At 75.3% G+C, this 24,321-nt stretch carries 29 protein-coding genes; 13 read left to right on the forward strand and 16 right to left on the reverse strand.

Annotation, left to right across the window (positions count from 1 at the left end):
- The 6 genes from FA014_RS05630 to FA014_RS05655 all read right to left on the reverse strand — a co-directional run.
- The coding region (locus FA014_RS05630) for a VanZ family protein (RefSeq protein WP_154728724.1) at positions 1–592 on the reverse strand (592 nt) is incomplete at its 3' end.
- Positions 593–723: 131 nt separating this feature from the next.
- A complete protein-coding gene (locus FA014_RS05635; RefSeq protein WP_154728725.1) occupies positions 724–1,530 on the reverse strand; it encodes an ABC transporter permease in 807 nt (268 codons plus the stop codon).
- On the reverse strand, positions 1,530–2,504 hold the full coding sequence (locus tag FA014_RS05640) for an ATP-binding cassette domain-containing protein (RefSeq protein ID WP_154728726.1): 975 nt from the start codon (positions 2,502–2,504) through the stop codon (positions 1,530–1,532). The genes FA014_RS05635 and FA014_RS05640 overlap by 1 nt, the downstream gene beginning before the upstream one ends.
- 91 nt (positions 2,505–2,595) lie before the next feature.
- On the reverse strand, positions 2,596–2,853 hold the full coding sequence (locus tag FA014_RS05645) for a helix-turn-helix domain-containing protein (protein WP_154728727.1): 258 nt from the start codon (positions 2,851–2,853) through the stop codon (positions 2,596–2,598).
- Between the two features lie 262 nt (positions 2,854–3,115).
- Positions 3,116–4,006 (reverse strand): EamA family transporter, encoded by an 891-nt coding sequence (locus FA014_RS20930; RefSeq protein WP_154728728.1) that lies wholly within the window; start codon positions 4,004–4,006, stop codon positions 3,116–3,118.
- 245 nt (positions 4,007–4,251) lie between these two features.
- Positions 4,252–4,617 (reverse strand): DUF4406 domain-containing protein, encoded by a 366-nt coding sequence (locus tag FA014_RS05655; protein WP_154728729.1) that lies wholly within the window; start codon positions 4,615–4,617, stop codon positions 4,252–4,254.
- A 77-nt stretch (positions 4,618–4,694) separates the two neighbouring features.
- Between FA014_RS05655 and FA014_RS05660 the strand changes: the two genes are divergently transcribed.
- Positions 4,695–5,453: a DeoR/GlpR family DNA-binding transcription regulator gene (locus tag FA014_RS05660; protein ID WP_154728730.1), complete on the forward strand. Its 759-nt coding sequence runs from the start codon at positions 4,695–4,697 to the stop codon at positions 5,451–5,453.
- 6 nt (positions 5,454–5,459) lie between these two features.
- On the opposite strand, the gene FA014_RS05665 is transcribed toward FA014_RS05660, so the two are convergent.
- The 3 genes from FA014_RS05665 to FA014_RS05675 form a co-directional block, all read right to left on the reverse strand.
- The gene (locus FA014_RS05665) at positions 5,460–6,386 is read right to left on the reverse strand and encodes a COX15/CtaA family protein (protein ID WP_328288175.1); all 927 of its coding nucleotides are present in this window, start codon (positions 6,384–6,386) and stop codon (positions 5,460–5,462) included.
- Positions 6,387–6,470: 84 nt separating this feature from the next.
- Complete coding sequence (locus FA014_RS05670) at positions 6,471–7,250, reverse strand: ABC transporter permease (RefSeq protein ID WP_154728732.1); 780 nt, start codon at positions 7,248–7,250, stop codon at positions 6,471–6,473.
- Positions 7,247–8,197 (reverse strand): ABC transporter ATP-binding protein, encoded by a 951-nt coding sequence (locus FA014_RS05675; protein WP_230322900.1) that lies wholly within the window; start codon positions 8,195–8,197, stop codon positions 7,247–7,249. Before FA014_RS05675 ends, FA014_RS05670 begins: the two co-directional genes overlap by 4 nt.
- Positions 8,198–8,385: 188 nt before the next feature.
- On the opposite strand from FA014_RS05675, the gene FA014_RS05680 reads away from it, so the two are divergent.
- The 8 genes from FA014_RS05680 to FA014_RS05715 all read left to right on the forward strand — a co-directional run bounded on the left by FA014_RS05680 (position 8,386) and on the right by FA014_RS05715 (position 15,458).
- Positions 8,386–9,171 (forward strand): helix-turn-helix transcriptional regulator, encoded by a 786-nt coding sequence (locus FA014_RS05680; protein ID WP_154728733.1) that lies wholly within the window; start codon positions 8,386–8,388, stop codon positions 9,169–9,171.
- Positions 9,172–9,257: 86 nt separating this feature from the next.
- Complete coding sequence (gene sufB, locus FA014_RS05685) at positions 9,258–10,664, forward strand: Fe-S cluster assembly protein SufB (protein ID WP_419178372.1); 1,407 nt, start codon at positions 9,258–9,260, stop codon at positions 10,662–10,664.
- A complete protein-coding gene (sufD, locus tag FA014_RS05690; protein WP_154728735.1) occupies positions 10,664–12,007 on the forward strand; it encodes a Fe-S cluster assembly protein SufD in 1,344 nt (447 codons plus the stop codon). The genes sufB and sufD overlap by 1 nt, the downstream gene beginning before the upstream one ends.
- On the forward strand, positions 12,004–12,336 hold the full coding sequence (locus FA014_RS05695; protein WP_154728736.1) for a non-heme iron oxygenase ferredoxin subunit: 333 nt from the start codon (positions 12,004–12,006) through the stop codon (positions 12,334–12,336). The genes sufD and FA014_RS05695 overlap by 4 nt, the downstream gene beginning before the upstream one ends.
- A gap of 19 nt (positions 12,337–12,355) precedes the next feature.
- Complete coding sequence (gene sufC / locus FA014_RS05700; protein ID WP_154728737.1) at positions 12,356–13,120, forward strand: Fe-S cluster assembly ATPase SufC; 765 nt, start codon at positions 12,356–12,358, stop codon at positions 13,118–13,120.
- A gap of 118 nt (positions 13,121–13,238) precedes the next feature.
- The gene (locus FA014_RS05705) at positions 13,239–14,561 is read left to right on the forward strand and encodes a SufS family cysteine desulfurase (protein ID WP_154728738.1); all 1,323 of its coding nucleotides are present in this window, start codon (positions 13,239–13,241) and stop codon (positions 14,559–14,561) included.
- Positions 14,562–14,604: 43 nt separating this feature from the next.
- On the forward strand, positions 14,605–15,105 hold the full coding sequence (gene sufU / locus FA014_RS05710; protein WP_230322901.1) for a Fe-S cluster assembly sulfur transfer protein SufU: 501 nt from the start codon (positions 14,605–14,607) through the stop codon (positions 15,103–15,105).
- Complete coding sequence (locus FA014_RS05715) at positions 15,102–15,458, forward strand: metal-sulfur cluster assembly factor (protein WP_154728739.1); 357 nt, start codon at positions 15,102–15,104, stop codon at positions 15,456–15,458. Before sufU ends, FA014_RS05715 begins: the two co-directional genes overlap by 4 nt.
- 4 nt (positions 15,459–15,462) lie before the next feature.
- Here FA014_RS05715 and ypfJ read toward each other — a convergent pair whose 3' ends face one another.
- Genes ypfJ through FA014_RS19890 form a run of 4 tightly spaced genes read right to left on the reverse strand, consistent with a single transcriptional unit; the run spans position 15,463 to position 18,343 of the window.
- Positions 15,463–16,356: a KPN_02809 family neutral zinc metallopeptidase gene (ypfJ, locus tag FA014_RS05720; RefSeq protein WP_154728740.1), complete on the reverse strand. Its 894-nt coding sequence runs from the start codon at positions 16,354–16,356 to the stop codon at positions 15,463–15,465.
- 48 nt (positions 16,357–16,404) lie between these two features.
- Complete coding sequence (locus FA014_RS05725; RefSeq protein WP_230322902.1) at positions 16,405–17,007, reverse strand: CbiQ family ECF transporter T component; 603 nt, start codon at positions 17,005–17,007, stop codon at positions 16,405–16,407.
- A complete protein-coding gene (locus FA014_RS19885; RefSeq protein WP_195969175.1) occupies positions 17,004–17,726 on the reverse strand; it encodes an energy-coupling factor ABC transporter ATP-binding protein in 723 nt (240 codons plus the stop codon). The genes FA014_RS05725 and FA014_RS19885 overlap by 4 nt, the downstream gene beginning before the upstream one ends.
- Entirely contained in the window at positions 17,723–18,343 is a 621-nt protein-coding gene (locus FA014_RS19890; protein ID WP_195969176.1) for a biotin transporter BioY, read from the reverse strand. The genes FA014_RS19885 and FA014_RS19890 overlap by 4 nt, the downstream gene beginning before the upstream one ends.
- Positions 18,344–18,721: 378 nt before the next feature.
- Between FA014_RS19890 and FA014_RS05735 the strand changes: the two genes are divergently transcribed.
- On the forward strand, positions 18,722–20,320 hold the full coding sequence (locus FA014_RS05735) for an ABC-F family ATP-binding cassette domain-containing protein (protein ID WP_154728741.1): 1,599 nt from the start codon (positions 18,722–18,724) through the stop codon (positions 20,318–20,320).
- A 25-nt stretch (positions 20,321–20,345) separates the two neighbouring features.
- Here FA014_RS05735 and FA014_RS05740 read toward each other — a convergent pair whose 3' ends face one another.
- The 3 genes from FA014_RS05740 to FA014_RS05750 are packed head-to-tail and all read right to left on the reverse strand — an operon-like array spanning position 20,346 to position 21,930.
- A complete protein-coding gene (locus FA014_RS05740) occupies positions 20,346–21,212 on the reverse strand; it encodes an SURF1 family cytochrome oxidase biogenesis protein (RefSeq protein WP_230322903.1) in 867 nt (288 codons plus the stop codon).
- Positions 21,209–21,493, reverse strand: a complete 285-nt coding sequence (locus FA014_RS05745; RefSeq protein ID WP_154728742.1) for a hypothetical protein — start codon at positions 21,491–21,493, stop codon at positions 21,209–21,211. The genes FA014_RS05740 and FA014_RS05745 overlap by 4 nt, the downstream gene beginning before the upstream one ends.
- Entirely contained in the window at positions 21,490–21,930 is a 441-nt protein-coding gene (locus FA014_RS05750) for a DUF3099 domain-containing protein (RefSeq protein ID WP_154728743.1), read from the reverse strand. Before FA014_RS05750 ends, FA014_RS05745 begins: the two co-directional genes overlap by 4 nt.
- Before the next feature lie 257 nt (positions 21,931–22,187).
- Between FA014_RS05750 and FA014_RS05755 the strand changes: the two genes are divergently transcribed.
- The 3 genes from FA014_RS05755 to fabI all read left to right on the forward strand — a co-directional run bounded on the left by FA014_RS05755 (position 22,188) and on the right by fabI (position 24,303).
- Positions 22,188–22,652: a GNAT family N-acetyltransferase gene (locus tag FA014_RS05755; RefSeq protein ID WP_154728744.1), complete on the forward strand. Its 465-nt coding sequence runs from the start codon at positions 22,188–22,190 to the stop codon at positions 22,650–22,652.
- Positions 22,653–22,765: 113 nt separating this feature from the next.
- The gene (fabG, locus tag FA014_RS05760; protein WP_154728745.1) at positions 22,766–23,500 is read left to right on the forward strand and encodes a 3-oxoacyl-ACP reductase FabG; all 735 of its coding nucleotides are present in this window, start codon (positions 22,766–22,768) and stop codon (positions 23,498–23,500) included.
- Between the two features lie 35 nt (positions 23,501–23,535).
- Positions 23,536–24,303, forward strand: a complete 768-nt coding sequence (fabI, locus tag FA014_RS05765; protein WP_147793710.1) for an enoyl-ACP reductase FabI — start codon at positions 23,536–23,538, stop codon at positions 24,301–24,303.
- Positions 24,304–24,321 lie beyond the last annotated feature (18 nt).

The raw sequence follows: 24,321 nt of genomic DNA on the forward strand, positions 1-24,321 counted from the left end.
CGACGGCCGGACCCGCGGCGCGCGGACCGCCGGCGTGGGGGCCGGCGGGCGCCGGGTCGGACCAGCGGAACCGGTCGACCAGGGCCGCGGCCCGCGGGACGCGCGTGCCGGCGCGGAGCAGGCCGTAGCCGAGCGCCCCGCCCAGGACGTTGAACAGCAGGTCGTTCACATCCGCGAGGTGCCCGCCGCCGAGGAGGCGGGCCGTGATCAGCTGGCTGACCTCGATGCCGAGGCCGACCCCCACCGCCACCAGCACGACGCGCGGCCACGACGACCGCGCGAGGAGCAGCGGCACCAGCACCCCGAGGGGCACGAAGACGGCGACGTTCATGAGCGCGTCGGCGACCTCGTAGTCGACGAGCGGCACGAGCGCCAGGTGGGCGTCCCACGGCGCGTCCGCGGCCGGCTTGTCCAGGAAGATCGGGAACACGGTGTTCGCCACGACGCCCGCCCCGTAGACGCAGAGCGCGACGGCGACGGCGGCCCGGGGCGCGGTGAGCCGCCCGCGGCGGGCCAGGACGGCCAGCAGCACCGCGAGAGCGGCCGCGGCCAGCGGGACGACGACGGGGAGGACGGGGACCTGGCGGAACACGGCGCGACCTGCTCTTCTCGAGGGCGGGCACGCCGGCCTGCCCGGCGACCCGGGGCCACGGTGCCAGCGGCGCGGGGCGCGGGCATCCACCCGCGGTCGGACCCGGTCCGCGGCGCGGTCCGCCCACGGGCTCAGCGGCTGGTCGACACCCGGTACTGCGCGTTGGCGAGCGGCACGAACACGACGAGGAAGAGCGCCGACCAGATGAGCGTGTAGACCTCCGGGTGCTGCAGCGGCCACGCGGTGGGCTCGGGCGTGCCGGGCGGGATGTTCCCGAACAGCTCGCGCGCGGCCTGGGTCACCGCCGACACCGGGTTCCACTCGGCGAACGTCTGCAGCGGGGCCGGCAGGGTGTCGAGCGGGACGAACGTGTTGGCCACGAACGTCAGCGGGAAGATCACGATGAACGACGCGTTGTTCACCACCTCCGGGCTCGGCACCAGCATGCCGATCCACGCCATGATCCAGCTGATGGCGTAGGCGAACACCAGCAGCAGGCCGAACCCCGCCAGCGCCTCCAGCCAGGAGGACCGGATCCGCCAGCCGACCACGAGGCCCGTCAGGCCCATCACGACGAGGACGATGACGTTGTTGACGACGTCGGAGAACGTCCGCCCGGTCAGGACGGCCGAGGGGGCCATCGGCAGCGACCGGAACCGGTCGAGGATGCCCTTCTTCAGGTCCTCGGCGAGCGCCGCCCCCGTGACCGTCGCCCCGAAGATGACGGTCTGGGCGAAGATCCCGGCGATCAGGAACTCCCGGTACGCCTGGCCGCCCTCCTCCTGGTCGATCGCCCCGCCGAACACGTAGGAGAACAGCAGGACGAACATGATGGGCGACAGGGTGGTGAAGACCAGCAGGTCGGGCACCCGCTTGATCTTGATGATGTTCCGCTTGGCGACGACGGACGCGTCGGCCAGCACGTTCGGGACCGCCATCACGCGCCTCCCTGCTTCTCGGGGCTGCCGTCCTGCTCGGCGGTCTTGCCGGTCAGGGCGAGGAACACGTCGTCCAGGGTCGGGCGGCGCAGGCCGACGTCCTCCAGCCGGACCTGACGCTCGTCGAGCCGCCGCAGCGCCTCGCTCAGCACCTCGGGCCCGCCGGACACCGGCATGACGAACGACCGCCGGCCGTCGTCCACGGAGGGCCGCCCGACGCCGAGCGGGGCGAGCACCTCCTCGACGTGCGCGAGCAGCGTCACGTCGGCGACGGTGAGCTCGAGACGCTCGCCGCCGACCTGGCGCTTGAGCTGGTCCGCGGTGCCCTGCGCGATGATCCGGCCGTGGTCGATGACGACGATCTCGTCCGCGAGCACGTCGGCCTCCTCCAGGTACTGGGTGGTCAGCAGCAGCGTGGTGCCCCCGGCGACCAGGGTCTGGATGACCTCCCACATCTCGGTGCGCCCGCGCGGGTCGAGGCCGGTCGTGGGCTCGTCGAGGAAGATCACGGGCGGGTCGGCGACGAGCGCGCCCGCCAGGTCGAGCCGGCGCCGCATGCCGCCCGAGTACGTCTTGGTCGGCCGGTCCGCCGCGTCCTCCAGCCGGAACGACGCGAGCAGCTCGCGCGCCCGCTCGCGGGACCGGCGGGCGCCCAGGTGGTACAGCCGGCCGATCATGTCCAGGTTCTCGTAGCCCGACAGGTACTCGTCCACGGCGGCGTACTGGCCCGACAGGCCGATGCGCCGCCGGACCTCGGCCGGCCGGTCGAGCACGTCGACGCCCATGACCCGCGCGCTGCCGGCGTCGGGCCGCAGCAGCGTGGACAGGACGCGGACGATGGTGGTCTTGCCGGCCCCGTTGGGGCCGAGCAGGCCGAGGACGGTGCCGGCCGGCACCGTGAGGTCGACGCCGTCGAGGGCGGTGACGCCCTTGTAGCGCTTCACGAGCCCGTGGGCCTCGATCGCGTGTTCCATGGGGCGAGCGTAGATGTGACCTACGACACACCAGAAGGGGGTCGGCAGGCCTCGATCACGGGGGGCGGTGAGCCCGGCGCGGCGGCGCAGGTCAGGGGCGCGGTGCCGTCCGGTGCAGCCCGGCGGCCACCGCCCAGGCCGCCGCCTCCGCGCGGGTGGACGCGCCGATCTTGCGGTAGATCGAGCGCACCTGGGTCTTCACCGTGTTGCGCGAGACGAACAGCGTGCGGGCGATGTGCTCGAGCGTGACGTCCTCCACCAGCTCCGCGAGCACGACGCGCTCCCGGGGGCTGAGGGGCTCGCCCAGCAGGGTGGTCGCGGTCCGGGGGGTGTCGTCGAGGGCGGTCATGGGGGGCTCCGATGCTGCGGGGGCGGGTCGCGTCCCCCGGTCGGCTGCCGCGGGCGCTCACCCGTCCGTTCGGCACGGAGCGCGTTCCGGACTGGTGGATGAGCTGCCGGTCGTCGGGCGGGGTGGCGTGGTCGGCCCCCCGGACGGGGTCCCGGCGCAGGTCACGCCGGGGCAGGCGCGTCCCGGCGACTGCGCAGGATCACCCGGATGGCCCAACGCCCCCGGCGCGGCGCCCGGCCGGCGGGACGGGCGCCGCCGCGGGTCAGCCCAGCGGGTCGCGGGCCGCGGCCGGGGCCCGGTCCCGACGGCCCGCCGACCAGACCGCGCCCGCGCCCGCCAGCACCACCAGGGCGATCCCGCCGAGCGACGCGACGGGCAGCCGGTCGCCGAGCGCGACCGCCCCTACCAGCGCCGCCATCGCCGGGTCGACCGCGAACAGCGTGCCCACCACCCGCGTGCCCGCCAGCCGCGCGGCCTGGAAGTCGAGCGAGAACGCCAGGGCCACGCCGATCAGCCCGGACAGGACGAGCGGGGCGAGGTGGCCGCCCTCGAGCGCCGGTGCCTGCGCGACCTGGGACGGCGACAGCAGCAGGGCGCCGACCGCGACCGACAGGGCGAGGTCGCCGAGCCCGCCGGACCCGGAGCTGACGCGCCCGGCGAGCACGGTGTAGCCGCCGAACGCCGCGGCCGCCCCGAGGCCGAGCCCGACGCCGACGGGGTCGAGCCCGCCGGTCGGGGCGCCGACGACCAGCACCACACCGGCGAGCGCCACGAACGGCAGCAGCCGGGAGCGTCCGGCGGACGCGACCGCCGCGACGGCGAGCGGCCCGCAGAACTCCAGGGTCACGGCGACGCCGAGGGGGATGCGGTCGAGCGCGGCGTAGAACAGCACGTTCATCGCGGCCATCGCGACGCCGTACAGGGCGATGCCGGCCCACGCCCGCCGGTCCCGTCCGCGCAGCGCGGGGCGGGTGAGCAGGAGCAGGACGAGCGCGGCGGCCGTCATCCGGTAGCCGGACACGGCGAGCGTGCCGAGGGAGCCGAACGCGGTCGAGGCGAGCGCGGCCGAGACCTGCACGGACGCGGAGCCGACCAGCACGAAGGCGGCGGCGGTGAGGGCGCGCGGGCGCGCGCCGAGGGGGAACGAGAGCATGGGGGTCCTCAGCGGGACGGCCCGCCGGTGCGGCGGGCGGTGGTCGGGTGCCTGCGCGGCACGCCGACGCGAGCGTCGGTCGTGCCGGGGTCAGGCCCCGGGCCCCCGGCGCGGGGCGCAGCCCCGGTTGCTCATCGGATCCATGCCGGGAGCGTACGTCCCGGTGGCCGCCCGCCCGGCGGTCGTCCGCATGGCGGGCGGCGCGGCCCGGAAGCGCGCCGCCCGGCCCCGCCGCTCGGCGCGCGTCAGGCGGCCCGCGGGATGTCCTCGACCGACGTGTACACCGGGAGGCCGCGCCGCCGCGCGATCGCCACGTCGTTGTCCGCGCCCGTCGACTCGCCGGGCAGCCGGAGCACCGCGTCGCAGCGGGCGAGCAGCCGCTCGGCGGTGGGGTAGAGCACGTCCTGGGCGCGCGGGTCGGTCGGGCCGTCGGCGCCCATGCTCGCGAGGACGGGCAGCGCGACCCACTCGCCGATCATCGGCACGTGCCCGCGCTCGAAGATCGGCCAGGCGGCCTCCTCGAGACGGCGGAGGTTGGCGGCCATGGCGGCGGGGTCGCCACCCGTCCCGGACTGGTAGGGGCCGGCGATGAGGATCAGCTGTGCGGTCATGACGGCCACCATAACGTGCACGACCGTGCAACACTAGGCACTACCGAGAAACACCGGGCGACGACGAGGAGACGCGGATGCTGCCGGCACAGCGACGGGACGAGCTGCTGCGCGTGCTGCGCGCCGAGGGGCGCGTGGTGGCCAAGGACGCCGCCGAGCGGCTCGGGCTGTCCGAGGACACCGTGCGCCGCGACCTGCGCGAGATGGCCGCCGCGGGACTCTGCCAGCGGGTGTACGGGGGCGCGCTGCCCGTGTCGCCCGCGGTCGCCGACTACGCGGGCCGGCGGACGGTCGCCGTCGAGAACAAGGACCGGGTGGCCCGCCGCGCGGCGGAGCTGGTCCGCCCGGGCAGCACCGCGATCCTCGACGGCGGGACCACGGCGCTCGCGGTCGCCCGGGCGCTGCCGCCCGACCTGCGGGCCACGGTCGTGACGCACAGCCCGACGGTGGCCGCGGCGCTCGCCGAGCACCCGACGGTCGAGGTGCTGGTGCTGGGTGGCCGGCTGTTCAAGCACTCGGTCGTGGCATCCGGTGCGATGCTCGCCGAGGCGGCCGCCGGCGTGTGGGCGGACGTCTTCCTGCTCGGCGTCACCGGCGTGCACCCGGAAGCGGGCCTGACCACCGGCGACGCCGAGGAGGCCGCGACCAAGCGGGCGCTGGCCCGGCGTGCGGGGGACACCTACGTGCTCGCCAGCGCGGAGAAGATCGGGGCCGCGTCGCCGTTCCGGGTGCTGCCGCTCGACGAGGTCGCCGGGGTCGTCACGGACGTCGACCCGGCCGACCCGGCGGCGCGGGCGCTCGCGGACGCGGGGGTGCCGCTGCTGGCGGCCGGCTGACGTCCGTCAGGCGCGCGTGCGGAACGTCAGCAGGTACCGCGTCGTGCCGGCGGCGAGCAGCGCCGCGCCGAGCATGTGCAGCAGCACGAGCAGGATCGGCAGGTCGGTGGCGACCTGCACGTACCCGATGACGCCCTGCAGCGCGACGAGCCCGACCATCACCCAGCCGCGGCGGCGCAGCAGGCGCGGCCCGCGCCGGTTCAGCCAGAGCAGCACGCCGAGCACGGCGAGGAACAGCCACACGGAGGCGGCGTGCACGCGGGCCATGAGGTACGGGTCGACGGCGATCCGGTAGCCGACCTCCTCGTCGCCCGAGTGCGGCCCGGCGCCCGTGGTGACGACGCCGAGCGTGAGGACGACGCCCACCAGCACGGCGAGGACGGGTGCGAGCCGCCGGGACCACGGCCCGACCACGGGGATCCGCGGCCCGTCGCCCTCGCGGCTGCGGTGCACGAGCAGCGTCGAGGCCGCGACCAGCGCCATCGAGACCAGGAAGTGCAGGCTCACCCAGGCCGGGTGCAGGTGCAGCAGGACGACCACGCCGCCGATGAGCGCCTGCGTGACGACGCCGGCCAGCGGCGCGAGGCCGAGCCAGCGGTAGGCGGCCGACCGGTCGCGGTCGAACCAGACCAGGAGCGCGACGGCCACCGCGATCACGCCGAGCACGCCGGTCAGGGTGCGGTTCCCGAACTCGACGTACTGGTGGTAGGTCGTCTCCGGGTGGAACGCGGCGGTGAACTGCCCCGGCTCGCACTGCGGCCACGTCGAGCAGCCGAGGCCGGAGCCCGTGAGCCGGACGGCGCCGCCGGTGACGACGATGCCGATCTGCGCCACCAGGTTCGCCACCAGGACGGGGTAGGTCAGGCGCTCCCGCCACGCCGCGAACCGGGTGGGCGCGGGGCTGACGGGGGCGGCGGCGACGTCGGGGCTCACGGCGACCAGCCTACGGTCCGGCGCGACTCGCTCGTGCGCGCGCTCACGAGGTCTTGGTCACGCGTCCCGCCCCTGCGGCGGGCGTCAGGACGACCAGCGGAACCAGCGGCGCACCGCGGCGGCCAGCACCAGCGCCCACGCGGCGAGCGCCGCCAGGTGCGCGGCCGGGAACGCCCCGTCGACCAGCGACCCGCGCAGCGCCTCGCCCAGCGCGCCGGGCGGCAGCCACTCCGCGACGGACGCCCACCACCCGGGCAGGTCGGCCACCGGCAGCACCAGGCCGCCGACGACCGCCAGCACCACCAGCAGCAGGTTCGCCACCGCCAGCACCGCCTCCGCGCGCAGCGTGCCCGCGAGCAGCAGCGCCAGCGCCGTGAACGCCGCGACGCCGAGCAGCAGCGCGAGCACCGCGCCGGGCAGCCCGGCCGGCTCGGGCCGCCAACCGAGGGCGAGGCCGGTCACGGACACCACGACCACCTGCAGCGCGGCGACCGCGAGCACGGCCAGCGCCTTGCCGGCGAGCAGCCCGCCCCGTCCGAGGGGTGTCGTCGCGAGCAGCCGCAGCACCCCGTTGCGCCGGTCGAACGCGGTCGCGATCGCCTGGGAGGTCAGCGAGCCCGCCATGACGGCCAGGCCGAGCACGCCGGGGGTGACGACGTCGATCCGCTCCGCGTCGCCGACGCCGATGTCGAGGAACGACCCCCGCCCCAGGGCGATCAGCGCGACCACCGGGATGATCAGGGTGACGAGCAGCTGCTCGCCGTTGCGCAGCACCGCCAGGGTCTCGAACCGGGCCTGGGCCCGCACCCGGCGCCCGGCGGGCGCGGCGCGGTCGAGGGCGTCGGCGGCGGTGGGCGCGGTCATCGCAGGTTCCGTCCGGTGAGGTCGAGGAACACGTCCTCGAGGGTGCGGCGCCCGACGTCCACCCGGGCCAGCAGCACGTCGCGGTCCGCGCACCACGCGGCGAGCGCGGCCACCAGCGCGGGGCTGGCGGGGGAGTCGACGGCGTAGGCCCCGGGGCCCGTCTCGGCCACCGCGGTGCGCGTCGCGGCGTCGGCCGGGGTCAGCGCGGCGCCCAGCGCGGCGAGGTCGAGGCCCGGTGCGGCCCGGAAGGTCAGCGTCGAGGAGTCGGCCCCGGCGAGCAGCGCCGGCACCGACCCGTGCGCGATGACGCGCCCGTGGTCGACGACGGCGACCTCGTCGGCGAGGGCCTCCGCCTCGTCCATCAGGTGGGTCGTCAGCAGCACGGCCACCCCGTCGGAGCGCAGCTCCTCGACGAGCGACCACACGGCGCGCCGCGCCTGCGGGTCCATCCCGGCGGACGGCTCGTCGAGGAACACGACGTCCGGGCGGCCGACCACCGCGGTCGCGAGCGCGAGCCGCTGCCGCTGGCCGCCGGACAACCGGCGCACGGTGGTCCGGGCGAACGGGGTCAGGCCGAGCCGCTCGGCGAGCTCCCCGACGTCCCGGGGCCGGGCGTACATCTCGGCGACGTGCCGGAGCACGCCGAGCGCGGGCACGCCGGTCGGCAGCCCCGCGTCCTGCAGCATCACGCCGACCCGGGGGCGCAGCGCGGCGGCGTCGGCGACCGGGTCGAGCCCGAGCACGCGGACGGTGCCCCCGTCCGGGGCGCGCAGGCCCTCGCAGCACTCCACGGTGGTGGTCTTGCCCGCGCCGTTCGGGCCGAGCACCGCCGTCACCCGTCCGGGGGAGGCGTGCAGGTCGAGCCCGTCGACGACGGCGCGGCCGTCGTACCGCTTCACGAGCCCGCGCACCTCGACGGCGGCTGGGGAGGGGGACTGGCCGAGCACCCCGCGAGTGTAGGGGGCGCGGCCCCTGGTGCGGGGTGGTGAGGCTGACCTTGCTTGCCAGGACTTATTTCGGCAACAAGGATGTTGCCGATATCGGGAGCCCTCGTCGGGGCTCTGCGGGACCGGCCGCCACCACCGCGGTCCGCCCCGCGACCCAGCCGTGCAGCAGCGAACCGGAGGTGTGTGCCATGAGCGCGAGCACGCCGGGGACCGCCGCCGCGCCGGAGGCCGACTGCGTCACCGAGGCCACCGACGCGACCGGGCGCCCCGCCGCCCGCCCCGCGGAGCACGAGTCCGAGGCCGAGGCCGGGACCCGCCGCCGGGTGCTCGACCTGATCGCGGCCGACGGCCCGGTGTCCGCCGCCGAGCTGGCCGCCGAGCTCGACCTGACCGCCGCCGCCGTGCGCCGGCACCTCGCGGTGCTCGAGGGCGAGCAGCAGATCGGGGTCCACGACGGCGGCGCCGTCGGGCCCGCCCGCCGCGGCCGGCCCGCCAAGCGGTACGTCGTCACCGCGGCCGGCCAGGCCGCGCTCTCCCAGCAGTACTCCGAGCTCGCGTCGCAGGCGCTGCGGTTCGTCGCCGAGATCGGCGGCGCGGACGCGGTGCGCAGCTTCGCCGAGAAGCGCGTCCGCGACCTCGAGGTCCGGCACGCCGACGCGCTCGCGGAGGCGGGCGACGACCCGGCCCGCCGGGCGCAGGTGCTCGCCGACGGCCTCGCGGTCGACGGGTTCGCCGCCACGGCGCGCCCGGTGCCGGGCGGCCACGCCATCCAGCTGTGCCAGGGCCACTGCCCGGTGCAGGACGTCGCGCGCGAGTTCCCCGAGCTGTGCGAGGCGGAGGCGCACGCCTTCTCCCGCATGCTCGGCGTGCACGTGCAGCGGCTCGCGACGCTGGCCCGCGGCGGCCACGTCTGCACCACGAACATCCCGATCGTGCCGGTGCGCCGGTCCACGACCGGCACCGACCGACCCTGAGCCCCCGAACCCCGACCCCCGTGCACCCGCGGAAGGACGATGAGATGACGACGACGGACCCCGGCCGCCCGGCTGCGGCCGAGCCGATGAGCCAGGACGAGGCCATCGCCTCGATCGGCAACTACGGCTACGGCTGGCACGACGCCGACGAGGCGGGCGCCACCGCCCAGCGCGGCCTCTCCGAGCAGGTCGTGCGCAACATCTCGGCGCTGAAGAACGAGCCCGAGTGGATGCTGAAGACCCGCCTCAAGGCGCTGCGCCTGTTCGACAAGAAGCCGATGCCCTGGTGGGGCGCGGACCTGTCGGGCATCGACTTCGACAACATCAAGTACTTCGTGCGGTCGACGGAGAAGCAGGCGACGTCCTGGGAGGAGCTCCCGGAGGACATCAAGAACACCTACGACCGCCTGGGCATCCCGGAGGCCGAGAAGCAGCGCCTGGTCGCCGGCGTCGCCGCGCAGTACGAGTCCGAGGTCGTCTACCACCAGATCCGCGAGGACCTGGAGGCCCAGGGCGTCATCTTCGTCGACACCGACACCGGCCTGCGCGAGTACCCGGAGCTGTTCGAGCAGTACTTCGGCTCGGTCATCCCGCCGGGCGACAACAAGTTCGCGTCGCTGAACACCGCCGTGTGGTCGGGCGGCTCGTTCGTCTACGTGCCGCCGGGCGTGCACGTCGAGATCCCGCTGCAGGCCTACTTCCGGATCAACACCGAGAACATGGGCCAGTTCGAGCGGACGCTGATCATCGCGGACGAGGGCTCGTACGTGCACTACGTCGAGGGCTGCACCGCGCCGATCTACCAGTCGGACTCGCTGCACTCCGCGGTCGTCGAGATCATCGTGAAGAAGAACGCCCGCGTGCGGTACACGACCATCCAGAACTGGTCGAACAACGTCTACAACCTCGTGACCAAGCGGGCGACCGCGGCCGAGGGCGCGACGATGGAGTGGGTCGACGGCAACATCGGCTCCAAGGTCACCATGAAGTACCCGGCGATCTACCTGCTGGGCGAGCACGCCCGCGGCGAGACGCTGTCCATCGCCTTCGCGGGCGAGGGGCAGCACCAGGACGCCGGCTGCAAGATGGTGCACGCCGCGCCGCACACGTCCTCGTCGATCGTGTCGAAGTCGGTGGCCCGCGGCGGCGGCCGCACGTCGTACCGCGGCCTGGTGCAGGTGCTCGAGGGCGCCAGCCACTCCGCGTCCAACGTGCTCTGCGACGCGCTGCTGGTCGACCAGATCTCCCGCTCGGACACGTACCCGTACGTCGACGTCCGCGAGGACGACGTGTCGATGGGCCACGAGGCGACGGTGTCCCGCGTGAGCGAGGACCAGCTGTTCTACCTGATGTCCCGCGGCATGACCGAGACCGAGGCCATGGCGATGATCGTGCGCGGGTTCGTCGAGCCCATCGCGCGCGAGCTCCCCATGGAGTACGCCCTCGAGCTGAACCGCCTGATCGAGCTGCAGATGGAAGGGGCCGTCGGCTGATGTCGACCACCACACCCGAGACCCCCGGTCTCTCCACCGACCACTCCCGCGCGACGGCCGACGAGGCGCACAGCCACGGCGTCGCCCCCGTCCCGGAGTCGTCCCGTGCGGCCCGCGCCACCTCGTTCGAGGTCGCGGACTTCACGGTGCCGAACGGCCGCGAGGAGGAGTGGCGGTTCTCGCCGGTCGACCGGCTGGCCCCGCTGTTCGCCCCGGAGACGGGCCGGCTCACGGGTCACGGCGTCCTCACCACGGTCGTGAACGCGCCCGAGGTCGAGGTCGAGATCGTGGACCGCGACGACGCCCGCCTGGGCCTCGCGGGGAAGCCGGGCGACCGGGCCGCCGCCGTGGCGTGGGCCTCGTTCCCGCGCGCCACGGTCGTCACGGTGCCGCAGGAGGCCGTCGCGTCGACGGTGACCTCGGTCCGCGTCGAGGGCGTCGAGGGCCAGCTGGAGCCGACCGGCAGCCACCTGCTCGTGCACGCCAAGCCGATGTCGCAGGCGACGGTCGTCATCGACCACGTCGGGTCGGCGCTGCTGACCGAGACCGTCGAGGTCGTGGCGGAGGACGGCGCGCACCTGACCGTCGTGTCCGTGCAGGACTGGGCCGAGGGCGCCGTGCACAACGCGGCGCACCGCGTGAAGCTCGGCCGCGACGCCACGGTCAAGCACATCGTGGTCACCCTCGGCGGCGACGTCGTGCGGCTCACCCCCGACGCGGAGTTCGCGGGGGAGGGCGGCTCGGTCGAGATGCTCGGCGTGTACTTCGCCGACGCCGGCCAGCACCAGGAGCAGCGGCTGTTCGTCGACCACGCGGTCCCGAACTGCAAGTCCCGCGTGACCTACAAGGGCGCGCTGCAGGGCGAGGGCGCGCACACCGTGTGGGTCGGCGACGTGCTGATCCGCAAGGAGGCCGAGGGCACCGACACCTACGAGCTCAACCGGAACCTGGTCCTGACGGACGGGGCCCGCGCGGACTCGGTGCCGAACCTCGAGATCGAGACGGGCCTGATCGAGGGCGCGGGCCACGCCAGCGCCACCGGCCGGTTCGACGACGAGCAGCTGTTCTACCTGCGCTCGCGCGGCATCCCGGAGACGGACGCCCGCCGCCTGGTCGTCCGCGGCTTCTTCGCCGAGCTGATCCACCAGATCGGCGTGCCGGAGATCGAGGAGCGGCTCATCTCCGCGATCGAGGCGGAGCTCGCCCAGTCGATGACCGAGTTCCAGGGCGCGACGGCCGTCGCCGGCGGCGACCTCGCCTCCGACGTCACGGACGAGACCGACGCCGAGCGCGCGATCCTGAACGAGCCCGCCTCCGTCGCCTCCGCGGACGAGCCCGCATGAGCGCACAGCTCGCGTGCATGACCTCCGACGTCCCCGAGGCCGGCGCGTTCCGCGTCGAGCTCGAGGGGCCCTCGGGCGTCGTCGAGGTCGCGGTCGTCCGCGACGAGGACGGCGCGCTGCACGCCATCAGCGACATCTGCTCGCACGGGGCGGTCTCGCTGTCCGACGGCGAGGTCGAGGGCTGCACCGTGGAGTGCTGGCTGCACGGGTCGCGGTTCGACCTGCGCACCGGCGAGCCGCTGGGCCCCCCGGCCGTCCGCCCCGTCCCCGTCTACCCCCTGACCGTCGACGGCGAGCGCGTGCTCGTCGACGTCGACGGCGCTGCCTGAGCCTTCCGAGGAGAACCCCATGCCCACCCTGGAGATCCGCGACCTGCACGTCAGCGTCGAGACGAAGGAGGGTCCGAAGCCGATCCTCCGCGGCGTCGACCTGACCATCAACAGCGGCGAGACGCACGCCATCATGGGCCCGAACGGCTCCGGCAAGTCCACGCTGGCCTACTCGCTCGCCGGGCACCCGAAGTACGAGATCACCTCCGGCACCGTCACGCTCGACGGCCAGGACCTCGTCACGATGTCGGCCGACGAGCGCGCCCGCGCCGGTCTGTTCCTCGCCATGCAGTACCCGGTCGAGGTCCCCGGCGTCTCGGTGTCGAACTTCCTGCGCACCGCCAAGACCGCGATCGACGGCGAGGCGCCCGCGCTCCGCACCTGGATCAAGGACGTGGACGGCGCCATGCAGCGCCTGCGCATGGACTCCGCGTTCGCCGAGCGCTCGGTCAACGAGGGCTTCTCCGGCGGCGAGAAGAAGCGCCACGAGATCTTGCAGATGGAGCTGCTGAAGCCGCAGTTCGCGATCCTCGACGAGACCGACTCCGGCCTCGACGTCGACGCGCTGCGCATCGTCTCCGAGGGCGTGAACCGGGCCAAGGAGTCGACCGACGTCGGCGTCCTGCTCATCACGCACTACACGCGCATCCTGCGGTACATCCAGCCGGACTTCGTGCACGTGTTCGTCGACGGCCGGATCGCCGAGGAGGGCGGGCCCGAGCTCGCCGAGCGCCTCGAGAACGAGGGCTACGACCGGTTCCTGACCTCGGGCGCCTCCGCCTGACGGACGGACCCGACCCCGCGGGCACCCCGGGTCGGCGGCGGACCGCCGCCGACCCGGGACCCCGCACCCCCGGTGGGCGACCGGGCACCGCGCGACGCACGACGACGAGGACACCGAGATGACCGACACGCTGGACCGGGCCCCGCAGGACGGCCAGGGGCGGACGCTGGACGCCGCCGAGCTGGCCGCCGTGCGCGCGGACTTCCCCCTGCTGCAGCGGACCGTGCGCGACGGCCGGCCGCTGGTCTACCTCGACTCCGGGGCGACCTCGCAGAAGCCCGAGGTCGTGCTCGACGCCGAGCAGGACTTCTACACGCAGCGGAACGCCGCCGTGCACCGCGGCGCGCACCAGCTGGCCGAGGAGGCCACCGACGCGTTCGAGAGCGCCCGGCACCAGGTCGCCTCGTTCGTGGGCGTCGCCGACGACGAGCTGGTGTGGACGTCGAACGCCACCGCCGGGCTCAACCTGGTGGCCTACGCGATGTCGAACGCGACGCTCGGCCGCGGCGGCGACGCCGCCCGCCGGTTCGCGCTGGCGCCCGGCGACGAGATCGTCGTCACCGAGGCCGAGCACCACGCGAACCTGGTCCCGTGGCAGGAGCTGGCGGCCCGCACCGGCGCCACGCTGCGCTGGCTGGGCGTGTCCGACGACGGGCGCATCCGGGTCGAGGACCTCGGCACCGTCGTGACCGACCGGACCAGGGTGCTGGCGTTCACGCACGCCTCCAACGTCACCGGCGCGATCACGCCGGTCGCGCCGTTCGTCGCCCGCGCGCGCGAGGTCGGCGCGCTCACCGTGCTCGACGCGTGCCAGAGCGTGCCGCACCTGCCGGTCGACCTGGCCGCGCTGGGCGTCGACTTCGCCGCGTTCTCCGGGCACAAGATGCTCGGCCCCACCGGCGTCGGCGCGCTGTACGGCCGCCGCGAGCTGCTCGAGGCCATGCCGCCGGTCACCACCGGCGGGTCGATGGTCGAGGTCGTGACCATGGAGCAGACCACCTACGCGCCGCCGCCGCGCCGGTTCGAGGCCGGCACGCAGATGGTGTCCCAGGCCGTCGGCATGGGCGCCGCGGCGACCTACCTGGGCGAGCTCGGCATGGACGCGGTCGCCGCGCACGAGCGGCACCTCGCGGGGCTGCTGCTCGACGCCGTGGCGTCCGTGCCGGGCGTCCGGGTCCTCGGGCCCACCGAGAACGTCGACCGCCTCGCGACCGTGTCGTTCGTCGTGGACGGCGTGCACGCGCACGACGTCGGCCAGGTGCTGGACGACCGCGGCGTCGCCGTGCGGGTCGGGCACCACTGCGCGCAGCCGCTGCACCGCCGGTTCGGCGTGGCCGCGACCGCCCGCGCGTCGGCCGCCGTCTACACGACGGACGAGGAGATCGCGGTGTTCCGGGAAGCACTGGCGGGGGTCCGGGCGTTCTTCGGACTGTCCGACTGATACTGGGACCACGACGCACCCGAGAGAGCGAGAGCCGCACCGCATGAGCACCGGCATGGAGCAGCTGTACCAGCAGCTGATCCTCGACCACGCCAAGCACCCCGCCCACCGCGGGGCGCAGGACGCGTACGACGTCGAGGTCCACCACGTGAACCCCACCTGCGGGGACGAGGTGACGCTGCGCGTGCGCCTGGACGCGGACGCGTCGGGCGCGCCGGTCATCGGCGAGCTCACCTGGACCGGGCAGGGCTGCTCGATCTCCCAGGCCTCCGCCTCGGTCATGTCGCAGGCCGTCGCCGGGGGGTCCGTCGAGCACGCGCTCGCGCTGTCCGACGACTTCCGTGAGCTGATGGACTCCCGCGGCGTGCTGCCGGAGAGGTTCGAGGGCGACGGGCTCGCCGAGGAGATGGAGGACGCCGTCGCGTTCGTCGGCGTCGCCCGGTACCCCGCCCGCATCAAGTGCGCCCTGCTCGGCTGGGCCGCCATGAAGGACGCGGTGGCGCAGGCCGCCGCGACGACCACGAACCCCGAGGAGGGTCGATGAGCGACACCACGGTGTCCCCGCAGCAGGACGGTGCCGCGCCGGCGCCGGTGAACGCCGCCGACGTCGAGGAGGCGCTGCGCGACGTCATCGACCCCGAGCTCGGCGTCAACGTCGTCGACCTCGGCCTGGTCTACGGCATCGCGATCGAGCAGGGCCGGAACGTGGTCATCGACATGACGCTCACCTCGGCGGCGTGCCCGCTGACGGACGTCATCGAGGACCAGGCCGGTAGCTCCCTCGAGGGGCTGGTCGACTCGGTGCGGATCAACTGGGTGTGGATGCCGCCGTGGGGCCCGGAGAAGATCACCGAGGACGGCCGCGCGATGATGCGGGCGCTGGGCTTCAACATCTGAGCCCTCAGAGCGAGGCGGCCGCGAAGGTGTCGCAGGACTCGATGGTGCCGTCGCGGTAGCCGGTCGTGAACCAGCGCTTGCGCTGCTCGCTGGAGCCGTGCGTCCAGGTGTCCGGATCCACACCGCCCGCGGCCTGCTGCTGGATGTGGTCGTCGCCGACCGCCGCCGCGGCGGACAGGGCCTCCGCGAGCTGCTCCTCCGTGATCGGCTCGAGGAACGTGACGCCGGTGTCCGGGTCGACCGTCGTGGCGGCGTCGCCGGCCCACATCCCCGCGTAGCAGTCGGCCTGCAGCTCCACCCGCACCGAGTCGGAGTCGTCGCCGGTCCCGGACCGGTCCGCGCGGTCGAAGACGCCGGTGAGCTGCTGGATGTGGTGCCCGTACTCGTGCGCGACGACGTACATCTCGGCCAGCGGGCCGCCCTGCGCGCCGTACTGCGAGGCGAGCAGGTCGTAGAACGACAGGTCGAGGTAGATGGTGCGGTCCGGCGGGCAGTAGAACGGCCCGGTCGACGCCGAGGCGCTGCCGCAGCCGGTCTCGGTCGCGCCCTGGAACGACACCACGGCGGGCTCGACGTCCGGGTCCTGGGCCAGCTCCGGCAGGGTGCGCTGCCAGTACGCGTCGAGCGCCTGGACCGTCGCCGACAGCCGGCACTCGCGCTCGGCGTTGGCCTGCTCGGCGGTGCAGTCGCCGATCTGCGCGACCTGCTCCTGGGCGCCGCCGGACGTGCCGCCGTCACCGCCGGACAGCAGCTGCGCCGGGTTGCCGCCGAGGAGCGTGACCACCACCACCAGCACGAGCGTGCCGAGGCCGCCGCCGACCGCGATGCCGCGGCCGCGTCCGCCGCTGCGGGACTGCACGCGGCCGCCCTCGAACCGGCCGCCCTCCTGGAACGTCATGCCGGGGACGGTAGCCCGGGGGGCGGCGGTCCGCCCGGCGAGGGGCGCTCAGTCCACGATGCCGCGGGCCGCCAGCGCCTCGCCCAGGTCGCGTGCCCGCCCGACGACGCGGAGCACGGCCGGGGTCAGCCACACCCGCGGGTCCCGCTCGACCCCGCGGGCGCGCGCGGCGTCGCGGACCTCGTGCACCGTGCGGGCGATCTCCGGCACCGAGCGCAGGACGAGCGCGACCGCCAGCGCGACCAGGTCCGGGGGGACGCCGAGGCGGCGCAGCGGCCGGGCCGCGGCCGCGAGGGCGTCGAGCAGCCGGTCGGCGGGCGTCGTGGCGGTCACCACGGCGGCGCCGAGCACCAGCGTGAGCAGGTCGGCCACCACCTCGACGGCCGGGCCCCAGCCGCGGGCCCACGCCTGGTAGGCGCCGGCCAGCAGCGCCGTGACGAGCACCGGCAGCAGCCCGCGGAGGGTCGCGCGCGGGGGGAGGGCGGCGACGACGGCCGCGGCGACCGCGAGCCCGAGCAGCGCGAGGGACGCCGGCGCGCCCCGGGTCGCCACGACCGCCACGCCGAGCAGCGCCAGGCCCGCGAGCTTCGCGCCGACCGGGGCCTGGTCCAGCGGGGTGCGGGCGGTGCGGTGCGCGCCGAGCAGCGTCACGCGGGCTCGACCGCCATCAGCGACCGGTAGGCGTCGAGCGCCGGCCCGGGTCGGCCGTCGTGCACCACCCGGCCGCCGTCGACCACCAGCACCCGGTCCGCGCGCGCGGCGGCGTCCAGGTCGTGCGTCACCTGGACCACCTGCTGCGGGAGATCGGCGAGCAGGGTGTCGACCACCCGGCGCCAGCGGAGGTCGAGCAGGGTGGTGGGCTCGTCGCAGACCAGCACCGCCGGCTCGGTGGCGAGCACCGCGGCCAGCGCGAGCAGCTGCCGCTGGCCGCCGGACAGCGCGCGCACGGGCAGGTCGGCGCGGGACGCCAGCCCCACCCGGGCGAGCGCCTCCCGGGCCCGGGAGTCGCGCTCGCGGGCCGGCACGCCGAGGCGGCGCAGGGACAGCGCGACGTCCTCGACCCCGGTGGGCATGACGACCTGGGCGTCGGGGTCGGTGAACAGGAAGCCCACCCGGCGGCGCACGGCGGCGCCGTCCCGCGCGGTGTCGAGCCCGTCGACCCGGACGGCACCCGCCGCCGGGAGCGTCAGACCGTTCAGCAGCCGGGCGAGCGTCGACTTGCCCGAGCCGTTGGCGCCGACGACGGCGATCCGGCGCTCGGTCAGCGTGGCCGTCACGGGGCCGAGCAGGGTGACGACCCGCTCGGCGGCACCGCGGCGCGCCTCGCCCGGGGAGTACGCGGTGACGACCGCGCCGTCGAGCTCGATCACCGGCCGCGCAGCAGGTCCGGGAAGGCGCGCAGCGCGGCGGCGGCGACCACCGCGGCGAGCGCGTTCTTGATCACGTCGCCGGGCAGGAAGACGGCACCGGCTGCGACCGCCTCTCCCGCGGACAGCCCGAGCCGCCAGCCCATGACCGCGATGCCCAGCGGGTGCACCACGAGCAGCGAGGCGGCGGCGCCCGCGCCGAACAGCGCCGGCACCCGCCACCGGCCCGGCGCGCGGCGCGCGAGCAGCCCGAACCCGCCGGCGATCGCGGCGGCCGCCGGGAACGCGAGCAGGTACCCCGCCGACGGCGACGCCAGCACGCCGAGCCCGCCGGTCGCGCCCGAGAACACCGGCACGCCCGCGAGGCCGACGGCGACGTACAGCAGCAGGGCCAGCGCCCCGCGGCGCGGGCCGAGCACCAGACCGGTGAGGACGACGCCGAACGTCTGCAGCGTGATGGGGACCGCGCCGCCGGTCGGGATCGCGGGCAGCACGGCGCACACGGCGACGAAGGCGGCGAACGTGGCGATCAGCGCGACGTCCGTGGCGACCGACGCGCGGACCACGGGGGCCGGGGCGGCGTCGGCGGCGGGGACGGCGTCGGGGCGGTGCTCGGACATCGGACCTCGCGGGGTTGCGGCTGGCGGGGGAGCGGCGTGCCGCGCGGGGCGCGGTCGCCGCACGCCACGCTAGTGCCGCGCCGACACGCCGGGTCGTGCGGGGAACCCCAACGCTGCCCGGGCGCCCCTGTCGGGTTCCGCACCCCCTGGGCGCCCGAGTTCGCCGGTTCCGCGCCGCAGACCCCCGCGCAACCGGCGAACTCGCGCGCAACCGGCGAACTCGGCGCCGGTGTCGGGCCGGGGGTGGCCGGGGTCGCGGAATTCCGGTCGGGGTCCGGGCGCTGGGACTCGTAGGATGGGCGGCGTTTGTGCCGGCCCGCGACGGGGCGCGCGGCATCGACCGCGTGCGTGCACGACAACGAGGGAGCAGGAAACCGAGTGATCACCGTTCAGGGCGTCGAGCTGCGCGTGGGGGCCCGCGTGCTGCTCTCCGAGGCGACCTTCCGGGTGGCGCCGGGCGACCGGATCGGCCTCGTCGGCCGCAACGGCGCCGGCAAGACCACCCTGACCAAGACGCTGGCGGGGGAGACGCTGCCCACCGGCGGGCAGATCACCCGCAGCGGCGACATCGGCTACCTGCCCCAGGACCCGCGGTCGGGCGACCTGTCGGACCTGGCGATGAACCGGGTGCTGTCCGCCCGCGGCCTGGACCGGATCATCGCGCAGATGCGCGAGACCGAGGGCCTGATGGCGTCGACGGACGACGCGGTGCGCGAGGCCGCGATGGAGCGCTACCCCAAGCTGGAGGCGCGGTTCGTCGCCGGCGGCGGGTACGCGGCGGAGAGCGAGGCGCACCGGATCACCGCGAACCTCGGCCTGGACGACCGCGTGCTCGGCCAGCCGCTCAGCACCCTGTCCGGCGGCCAGCGCCGCCGCGTCGAGCTGGCGCGCATCCTGTTCTCCGGCAACGACACGCTGCTGCTCGACGAGCCGACGAACCACCTCGACGCCGACTCGATCGCGTGGCTGCGCGACTACCTCAAGACGTACCCGGGCGGCTTCGTGGTCATCAGCCACGACGTGGAGCTGCTGCGCGCGACCGTGAACAAGGTGTTCCACCTGGACGCGAACCGCGGCGAGCTCGACCAGTACAACCTGGGCTGGGACGCGTACGTGCTGCAGCGGGAGACGGACGAGAAGCGCCGTCGTCGCGAGCGGGCCAACGCGGAGAAGAAGGCCGGCGCGCTGCTCGCGCAGGCGGACAAGATGCGCGCGAAGGCCACCAAGGCGGTCGCCGCGCAGAACATGGCGCGGCGCGCCGAGCGGATGCTGTCCGGCCTCGACGAGGTCCGGGCGTCCGACCGGGTGGCCAGGCTGCGGTTCCCCGAGCCCGCCCCGTGCGGGCGCACCCCGCTGACGGCGTCCGACCTGTCGAAGTCGTACGGCTCGCAGGAGGTGTTCGCCGGGGTCGACCTGGCGATCGACCGGGGTTCGCGCGTCGTCGTGCTCGGCCTCAACGGCGCCGGCAAGACCACGCTGCTGCGGATGCTCGCCGGCCTGCAGGAGTCGGACACCGGCGAGGTGAAGCCGGGCCACGGCCTCAAGCTCGGCTACTACGCCCAGGAGCACGAGACGCTCGACATGGACCGCACCGTGGTGGAGAACCTCCGGTCCTCCGCGCCGGACCTGACCGACACCCAGGTGCGGTCGGTGCTCGGGTCGTTCCTGTTCTCGGGCGACGACGCGGACAAGCCGGCGCGGGTGCTGTCCGGCGGCGAGAAGACCCGCCTGGCGCTCGCGGCACTGGTCGTGTCGTCGGCGAACGTGCTGCTGCTCGACGAGCCCACCAACAACCTCGACCCGGCCAGCCGCGAGGAGATCCTGGCGGCGCTGCGCGGCTACACCGGCGCGGTGGTGCTGGTCAGCCACGACGAGGGGGCCGTGGAGGCGCTCGACCCGGAGCGGGTCGTGCTGCTGCCCGACGGCGACGAGGACCTGTGGAACCCGTCCTACCTGGACCTGGTCACCCTGGCCTGACGACTCGTCCCCGGATGACGGCCGGTCAGCCGAGCTGCAAGTCGATCAGGGCGTCCTCGGCGTCCTCGTCGGACGTGCGCCGGCGGCGGGACGGGCGCGGCGTGCCCGGCTCGCCCGGGGTGCCGGCACCGCCGTCCCCGCCGCGGGCCGCCTCCGCGCCCTCGAGCAGCTCGCGCCGGGCCAGCCAGCCGAACGCGGCCAGCGACCCGACGGAGAACGTCCACCACTGGAACGCGTACGACAGGTGCGACCCGGGGTCGGTGCTCGGCGCCGGCAGCGAGCCGAGCGCCACGGCCGGGGCGGGCGACTCGTCGACCAGCCCGCCGTAGCCGCCGTACGACTCCGCGTCGGAGCCGCCCGCGGCGAGCACCTGGCCGACGTTGATCGCCTGCACCTGCCCGGCCCGCGCGGACCGCGGGTCGGCGGCCTCGTCGGGGCGCAGGTGCACCGTGGCGGTCACCTCGCCGGACGGGGGTGCGGGCACCTCGACCTCGCCGCTGGCGTCGTCGTCCCAGGCCACCCAGCCGCGGTCGACGACCAGCACCGACCCGTCGGCCTGCACCAGCGGCACCAGCACGTGGAAGCCGGGCTGGCTGTTCACCGGCCGGTTGCGCAGCAGGACCGTCGCGTCGGGGTCGTAGGTGCCGGTGACCGTCGCCTGGCGCCACACGTCGGCGGGGTCGAGCGCCGAGCCGGGGGCGGGCAGGAGCGCGTCGAGCGGCACGGGCTCGGCGGAGTAGTTCTGCTCGACCAGCCGGATCGCGGCGTCCCGGGCGACGTGCCGGTGCCACTGCCAGCGGCCGAGGAACACGCACGCGACGGACACGGCCACCGCCACCAGGACCAGGCCGACGGCACGCCGGGCGGCGGGGTTGCCGCGCAGCAGGCTCACCGTGCCCCCGGGAACCCGGGCAGGCCCGGCAGCCCGGGGCGCTCGCCGAGCTCCAGCCGGGGCAGGTCCGCGACGGGCACGGTGTCCCGGTAGAACACCCGCACCCGCAGGTACTCCTCGAGGTGCTCCCGGTGCTCGTCGCACGCGAGCCACACCTTGCGGCGCTCCGGGGTGTGCAGGCGCGGGTTGTTCCACAGCACGCCCCAGGACGCGTCGGCGCGGCACCCGCGGGCGCTGCACACGAGGTCCTCGCCGACGGCGTCGGGGGTGGGCGCGGTCATCGGGTGCCTCCGGGGGTGTCGTCGTCCGGTGCGCCGGGCTGCCGGCCGGCGTCGGGGTCGGCGGGCTCGCCGTCCGGGTCCTGCGGCGGGTCCTGCGCCGCCGGGTCCGACGGTCCCGGCGGAGCGGGTGCCACCGGGCGCGCCGGCGGCGCCGCGTCGAGCAGGTGCGGCAGGTACCCGGGCGGCGCGTCGTCGCGGCGCTCGCGGCCGGCGTTGGCGAACAGCACGGCGATGTACGGCAGCACGACGGCCCCGACGATCAGCACCAGGCTCACCCACAGCGGCACGTGGGACCAGGTCAGGACGGCGAGCAGGAAGCACGCCACCCGGACCCCCATCTGGATCAGGTAGCGGCGGGCCCGGCGCGCCTGGTCGGCGCCCAGGGGTTCGGGGGCGCTGGTGATGCTCTGCGCCGGTTCGGGGTTCCGCCTGCTCACACCTGATCGTAGGCGCCGCCGGACGTTCGTCCCGCCCGGCGGCGCCCCGGTCTCAGGCCGCTCACAGGCGACGTGCGCCGTCCTGCAGGAACGCGTGCACCGCGGGTCGCAGGCCGAGCGCCCGGCCGGACGACGCGCGGGGCTGGTCCGACCGGGCGCTCGGCCTGGCGCGGACGGCGGGGGACGCGGGGGAGGAGGCGCGGGCGCTCGCGGGCCTGGCCGCGGCCGCGGACGCCCGGCGCGCTACCGTCGGCGGCGTGCTGCAGCTGCGCGACCACACCCCCGACGACGCCCCCGCGACGCTCGCGGTGTTCCGCCGCGCCGTGCACGGCACCGCCGCCCGGGACTACACCGCCGAGCAGGTCGCCGCGTGGGCGCCCGACGACATCGACCCGGCCGCCTGGGCCGCGCGCCGCGCCGCCGCGCGCACCCGCGTGGCCGTGCGCGAGGGTGCGGTCGTCGGCTTCACGGACGTGGACGCGGCCGGCTACGTCGACATGCTGTTCGTCGACCCGGACGCGGCGCGGCAGGGCGTGGCCCGTGCGCTGCTCGCGTGGGCGGTCGCGACGGCGACCGCCGACGGCGCGACGGAGCTCACCACCCACGCCAGCATCACGGCCCGCCCGTTCTTCGAGGCGCACGGCTTCGTCGTCGTCGCCGAGCAGCACCCCGTGCGCCGCGGGGTCACGCTGACGAACTACCGGATGCGCCGCCCGCTCTGAGCCGCCGGGGTGGGTGGAGCGGATCAGTTGTGCGATCCGGACAACACCGGCCCGGCATCCTGTGCCGCGGCGCTGCCCCGCGCCCCGCGGGCCGTCGGCTAGCGTCGACTTCCGTGTCCGAGAACTCCCAGCCCAGCAGCCCGGAGCCGCGCAGCGTGCTCGTGACCGGGGCCAACCGCGGCATCGGCCGCGCGATCGCCGAGCGGTTCGTCGCGAACGGCGACAAGGTCGCGACCATCGTCCGCAGCGGCGGCGCCCCCGACGGCGTCCTGGCGCTGACCGGCGACGTCACCGACACCGCGTCCGTCGACGCCGCCTTCGCCGAGATCGAGGCCCAGCACGGACCGGTCGAGGTCCTGGTGGCCAACGCCGGCGTGACCCGCGACGGTCTGCTCATGCGGATGTCCGACGACGACTTCCAGCAGGTGGTCGACGTCAACCTCACGGGCGTGTTCCGGTGCGTGCGCCGGGCGTCGAAGGGCATGATCCGGCTGCGCCGCGGGCGCATCGTCATGATCGGCTCCGTCGTCGGCCTCTACGGCAACGCCGGCCAGATCAACTACACCGCCACCAAGGCCGGTCTGGTCGGCATGGCCCGCTCGGTCACCCGCGAGCTCGGCGGCCGCGGCATCACCGCGAACGTCGTCGCGCCGGGGTTCATCGAGACCCAGATGACCGCGGAGCTGCCGCAGGACCGCCAGGGCGCCTACCTGTCGTCCATCCCCGCGGGCCGGTTCGGCGCGGTCGACGAGATCGCCGCCGCCGTCGAGTTCCTCGCCTCGCCCGCCGCCGGGTACATCTCCGGCGCCGTGCTGCCGGTCGACGGCGGCCTCGGCATGGGCCACTGACCTCCTTCCCGCACCCTCGAACGATCGGACACACCATGGGCCTCCTCGACGGCAAGAAGCTCCTCGTCACCGGCGTCCTCACCGACGGCTCCATCGCCTTCCACGTCGCGCGGCTCGCGCAGGAGGAGGGCGCGGAGGTCGTGCTCAGCTCCTTCGGCCGGCAGTTCCGCCTGACCCAGGCGATCGCCCGCCGGCTGCCGAAGGAGGCGCCGGTCGTGCAGCTCGACGTGACCGACGCCGACGACCTCGCGGCCCTGCCGGAGCGCGTCCGCGAGCACGTCGACCACCTGGACGGCGTCGTGCACTCGATCGGCTTCGCCCCGCAGTCCGTCATGGGCGGCAACTTCCTGGCCGCCGAGTGGGCCGACGTCGCCACCGCGCTCGAGGTGTCCGCGTTCTCCCTGAAGTCGCTGGCCACGGCCACGCAGCCGCTGCTGACCGGCGGCGGCTCGATCGTCGGCCTCACGTTCGACGCCCGGTTCGCCTGGCCGGTCTACGACTGGATGGGCGTCGCCAAGGCGGCCTTCGAGTCGACCTCGCGCTACCTGGCCCGCGACCTCGGCCCCCAGGGCATCCGCGTCAACGTGGTGTCCGCCGGCCCGATCCGCACCACCGCCGCGAAGTCCATCCCGGGCTTCGAGTCGATGGAGGGCGGCTGGGACGGCCGCGCGCCCCTCGGCTGGGACGTGCACGACCCGGAGCCGACCGCCCGCGCGGTCGCCGCCCTGCTGTCCGACTGGTTCCCGAAGACCACCGGGGAGATGGTGCACGTCGACGGCGGCGTGCACGCCATGGGCCAGTAGTCGTGGGACGCTGGTGCG

Origin of the sequence: Cellulomonas hominis (genome assembly GCF_005239125.1) — a bacterium.
Taxonomy (GTDB): Bacteria; Actinomycetota; Actinomycetes; order Actinomycetales; family Cellulomonadaceae; genus Cellulomonas; species Cellulomonas hominis_A.

What these genes read in the sequence shown, in the direction of transcription:
- FA014_RS05635 (WP_154728725.1), bottom strand. Translation starts at nt 1,530, where the DNA reads ATGGCGGTCCCGAACGTGCTGGCCGACGCGTCCGTCGTCGCCAAGCGG.
- FA014_RS05640 (WP_154728726.1), bottom strand. Translation starts at nt 2,504, where the DNA reads ATGGAACACGCGATCGAGGCCCACGGGCTCGTGAAGCGCTACAAGGGC.
- FA014_RS05645 (WP_154728727.1), bottom strand. Translation starts at nt 2,853, where the DNA reads ATGACCGCCCTCGACGACACCCCCCGGACCGCGACCACCCTGCTGGGC.
- FA014_RS20930 (WP_154728728.1), bottom strand. Translation starts at nt 4,006, where the DNA reads ATGCTCTCGTTCCCCCTCGGCGCGCGCCCGCGCGCCCTCACCGCCGCC.
- FA014_RS05655 (WP_154728729.1), bottom strand. Translation starts at nt 4,617, where the DNA reads ATGACCGCACAGCTGATCCTCATCGCCGGCCCCTACCAGTCCGGGACG.
- FA014_RS05660 (WP_154728730.1), top strand. Translation starts at nt 4,695, where the DNA reads ATGCTGCCGGCACAGCGACGGGACGAGCTGCTGCGCGTGCTGCGCGCC.
- FA014_RS05670 (WP_154728732.1), bottom strand. Translation starts at nt 7,250, where the DNA reads ATGACCGCGCCCACCGCCGCCGACGCCCTCGACCGCGCCGCGCCCGCC.
- FA014_RS05680 (WP_154728733.1), top strand. Translation starts at nt 8,386, where the DNA reads ATGAGCGCGAGCACGCCGGGGACCGCCGCCGCGCCGGAGGCCGACTGC.
- sufB (WP_419178372.1), top strand. Translation starts at nt 9,258, where the DNA reads ATGAGCCAGGACGAGGCCATCGCCTCGATCGGCAACTACGGCTACGGC.
- sufD (WP_154728735.1), top strand. Translation starts at nt 10,664, where the DNA reads ATGTCGACCACCACACCCGAGACCCCCGGTCTCTCCACCGACCACTCC.
- FA014_RS05695 (WP_154728736.1), top strand. Translation starts at nt 12,004, where the DNA reads ATGAGCGCACAGCTCGCGTGCATGACCTCCGACGTCCCCGAGGCCGGC.
- sufC (WP_154728737.1), top strand. Translation starts at nt 12,356, where the DNA reads ATGCCCACCCTGGAGATCCGCGACCTGCACGTCAGCGTCGAGACGAAG.
- FA014_RS05705 (WP_154728738.1), top strand. Translation starts at nt 13,239, where the DNA reads ATGACCGACACGCTGGACCGGGCCCCGCAGGACGGCCAGGGGCGGACG.
- sufU (WP_230322901.1), top strand. Translation starts at nt 14,605, where the DNA reads ATGAGCACCGGCATGGAGCAGCTGTACCAGCAGCTGATCCTCGACCAC.
- FA014_RS05715 (WP_154728739.1), top strand. Translation starts at nt 15,102, where the DNA reads ATGAGCGACACCACGGTGTCCCCGCAGCAGGACGGTGCCGCGCCGGCG.
- ypfJ (WP_154728740.1), bottom strand. Translation starts at nt 16,356, where the DNA reads ATGACGTTCCAGGAGGGCGGCCGGTTCGAGGGCGGCCGCGTGCAGTCC.
- FA014_RS19890 (WP_195969176.1), bottom strand. Translation starts at nt 18,343, where the DNA reads ATGTCCGAGCACCGCCCCGACGCCGTCCCCGCCGCCGACGCCGCCCCG.
- FA014_RS05745 (WP_154728742.1), bottom strand. Translation starts at nt 21,493, where the DNA reads ATGACCGCGCCCACCCCCGACGCCGTCGGCGAGGACCTCGTGTGCAGC.
- fabI (WP_147793710.1), top strand. Translation starts at nt 23,536, where the DNA reads ATGGGCCTCCTCGACGGCAAGAAGCTCCTCGTCACCGGCGTCCTCACC.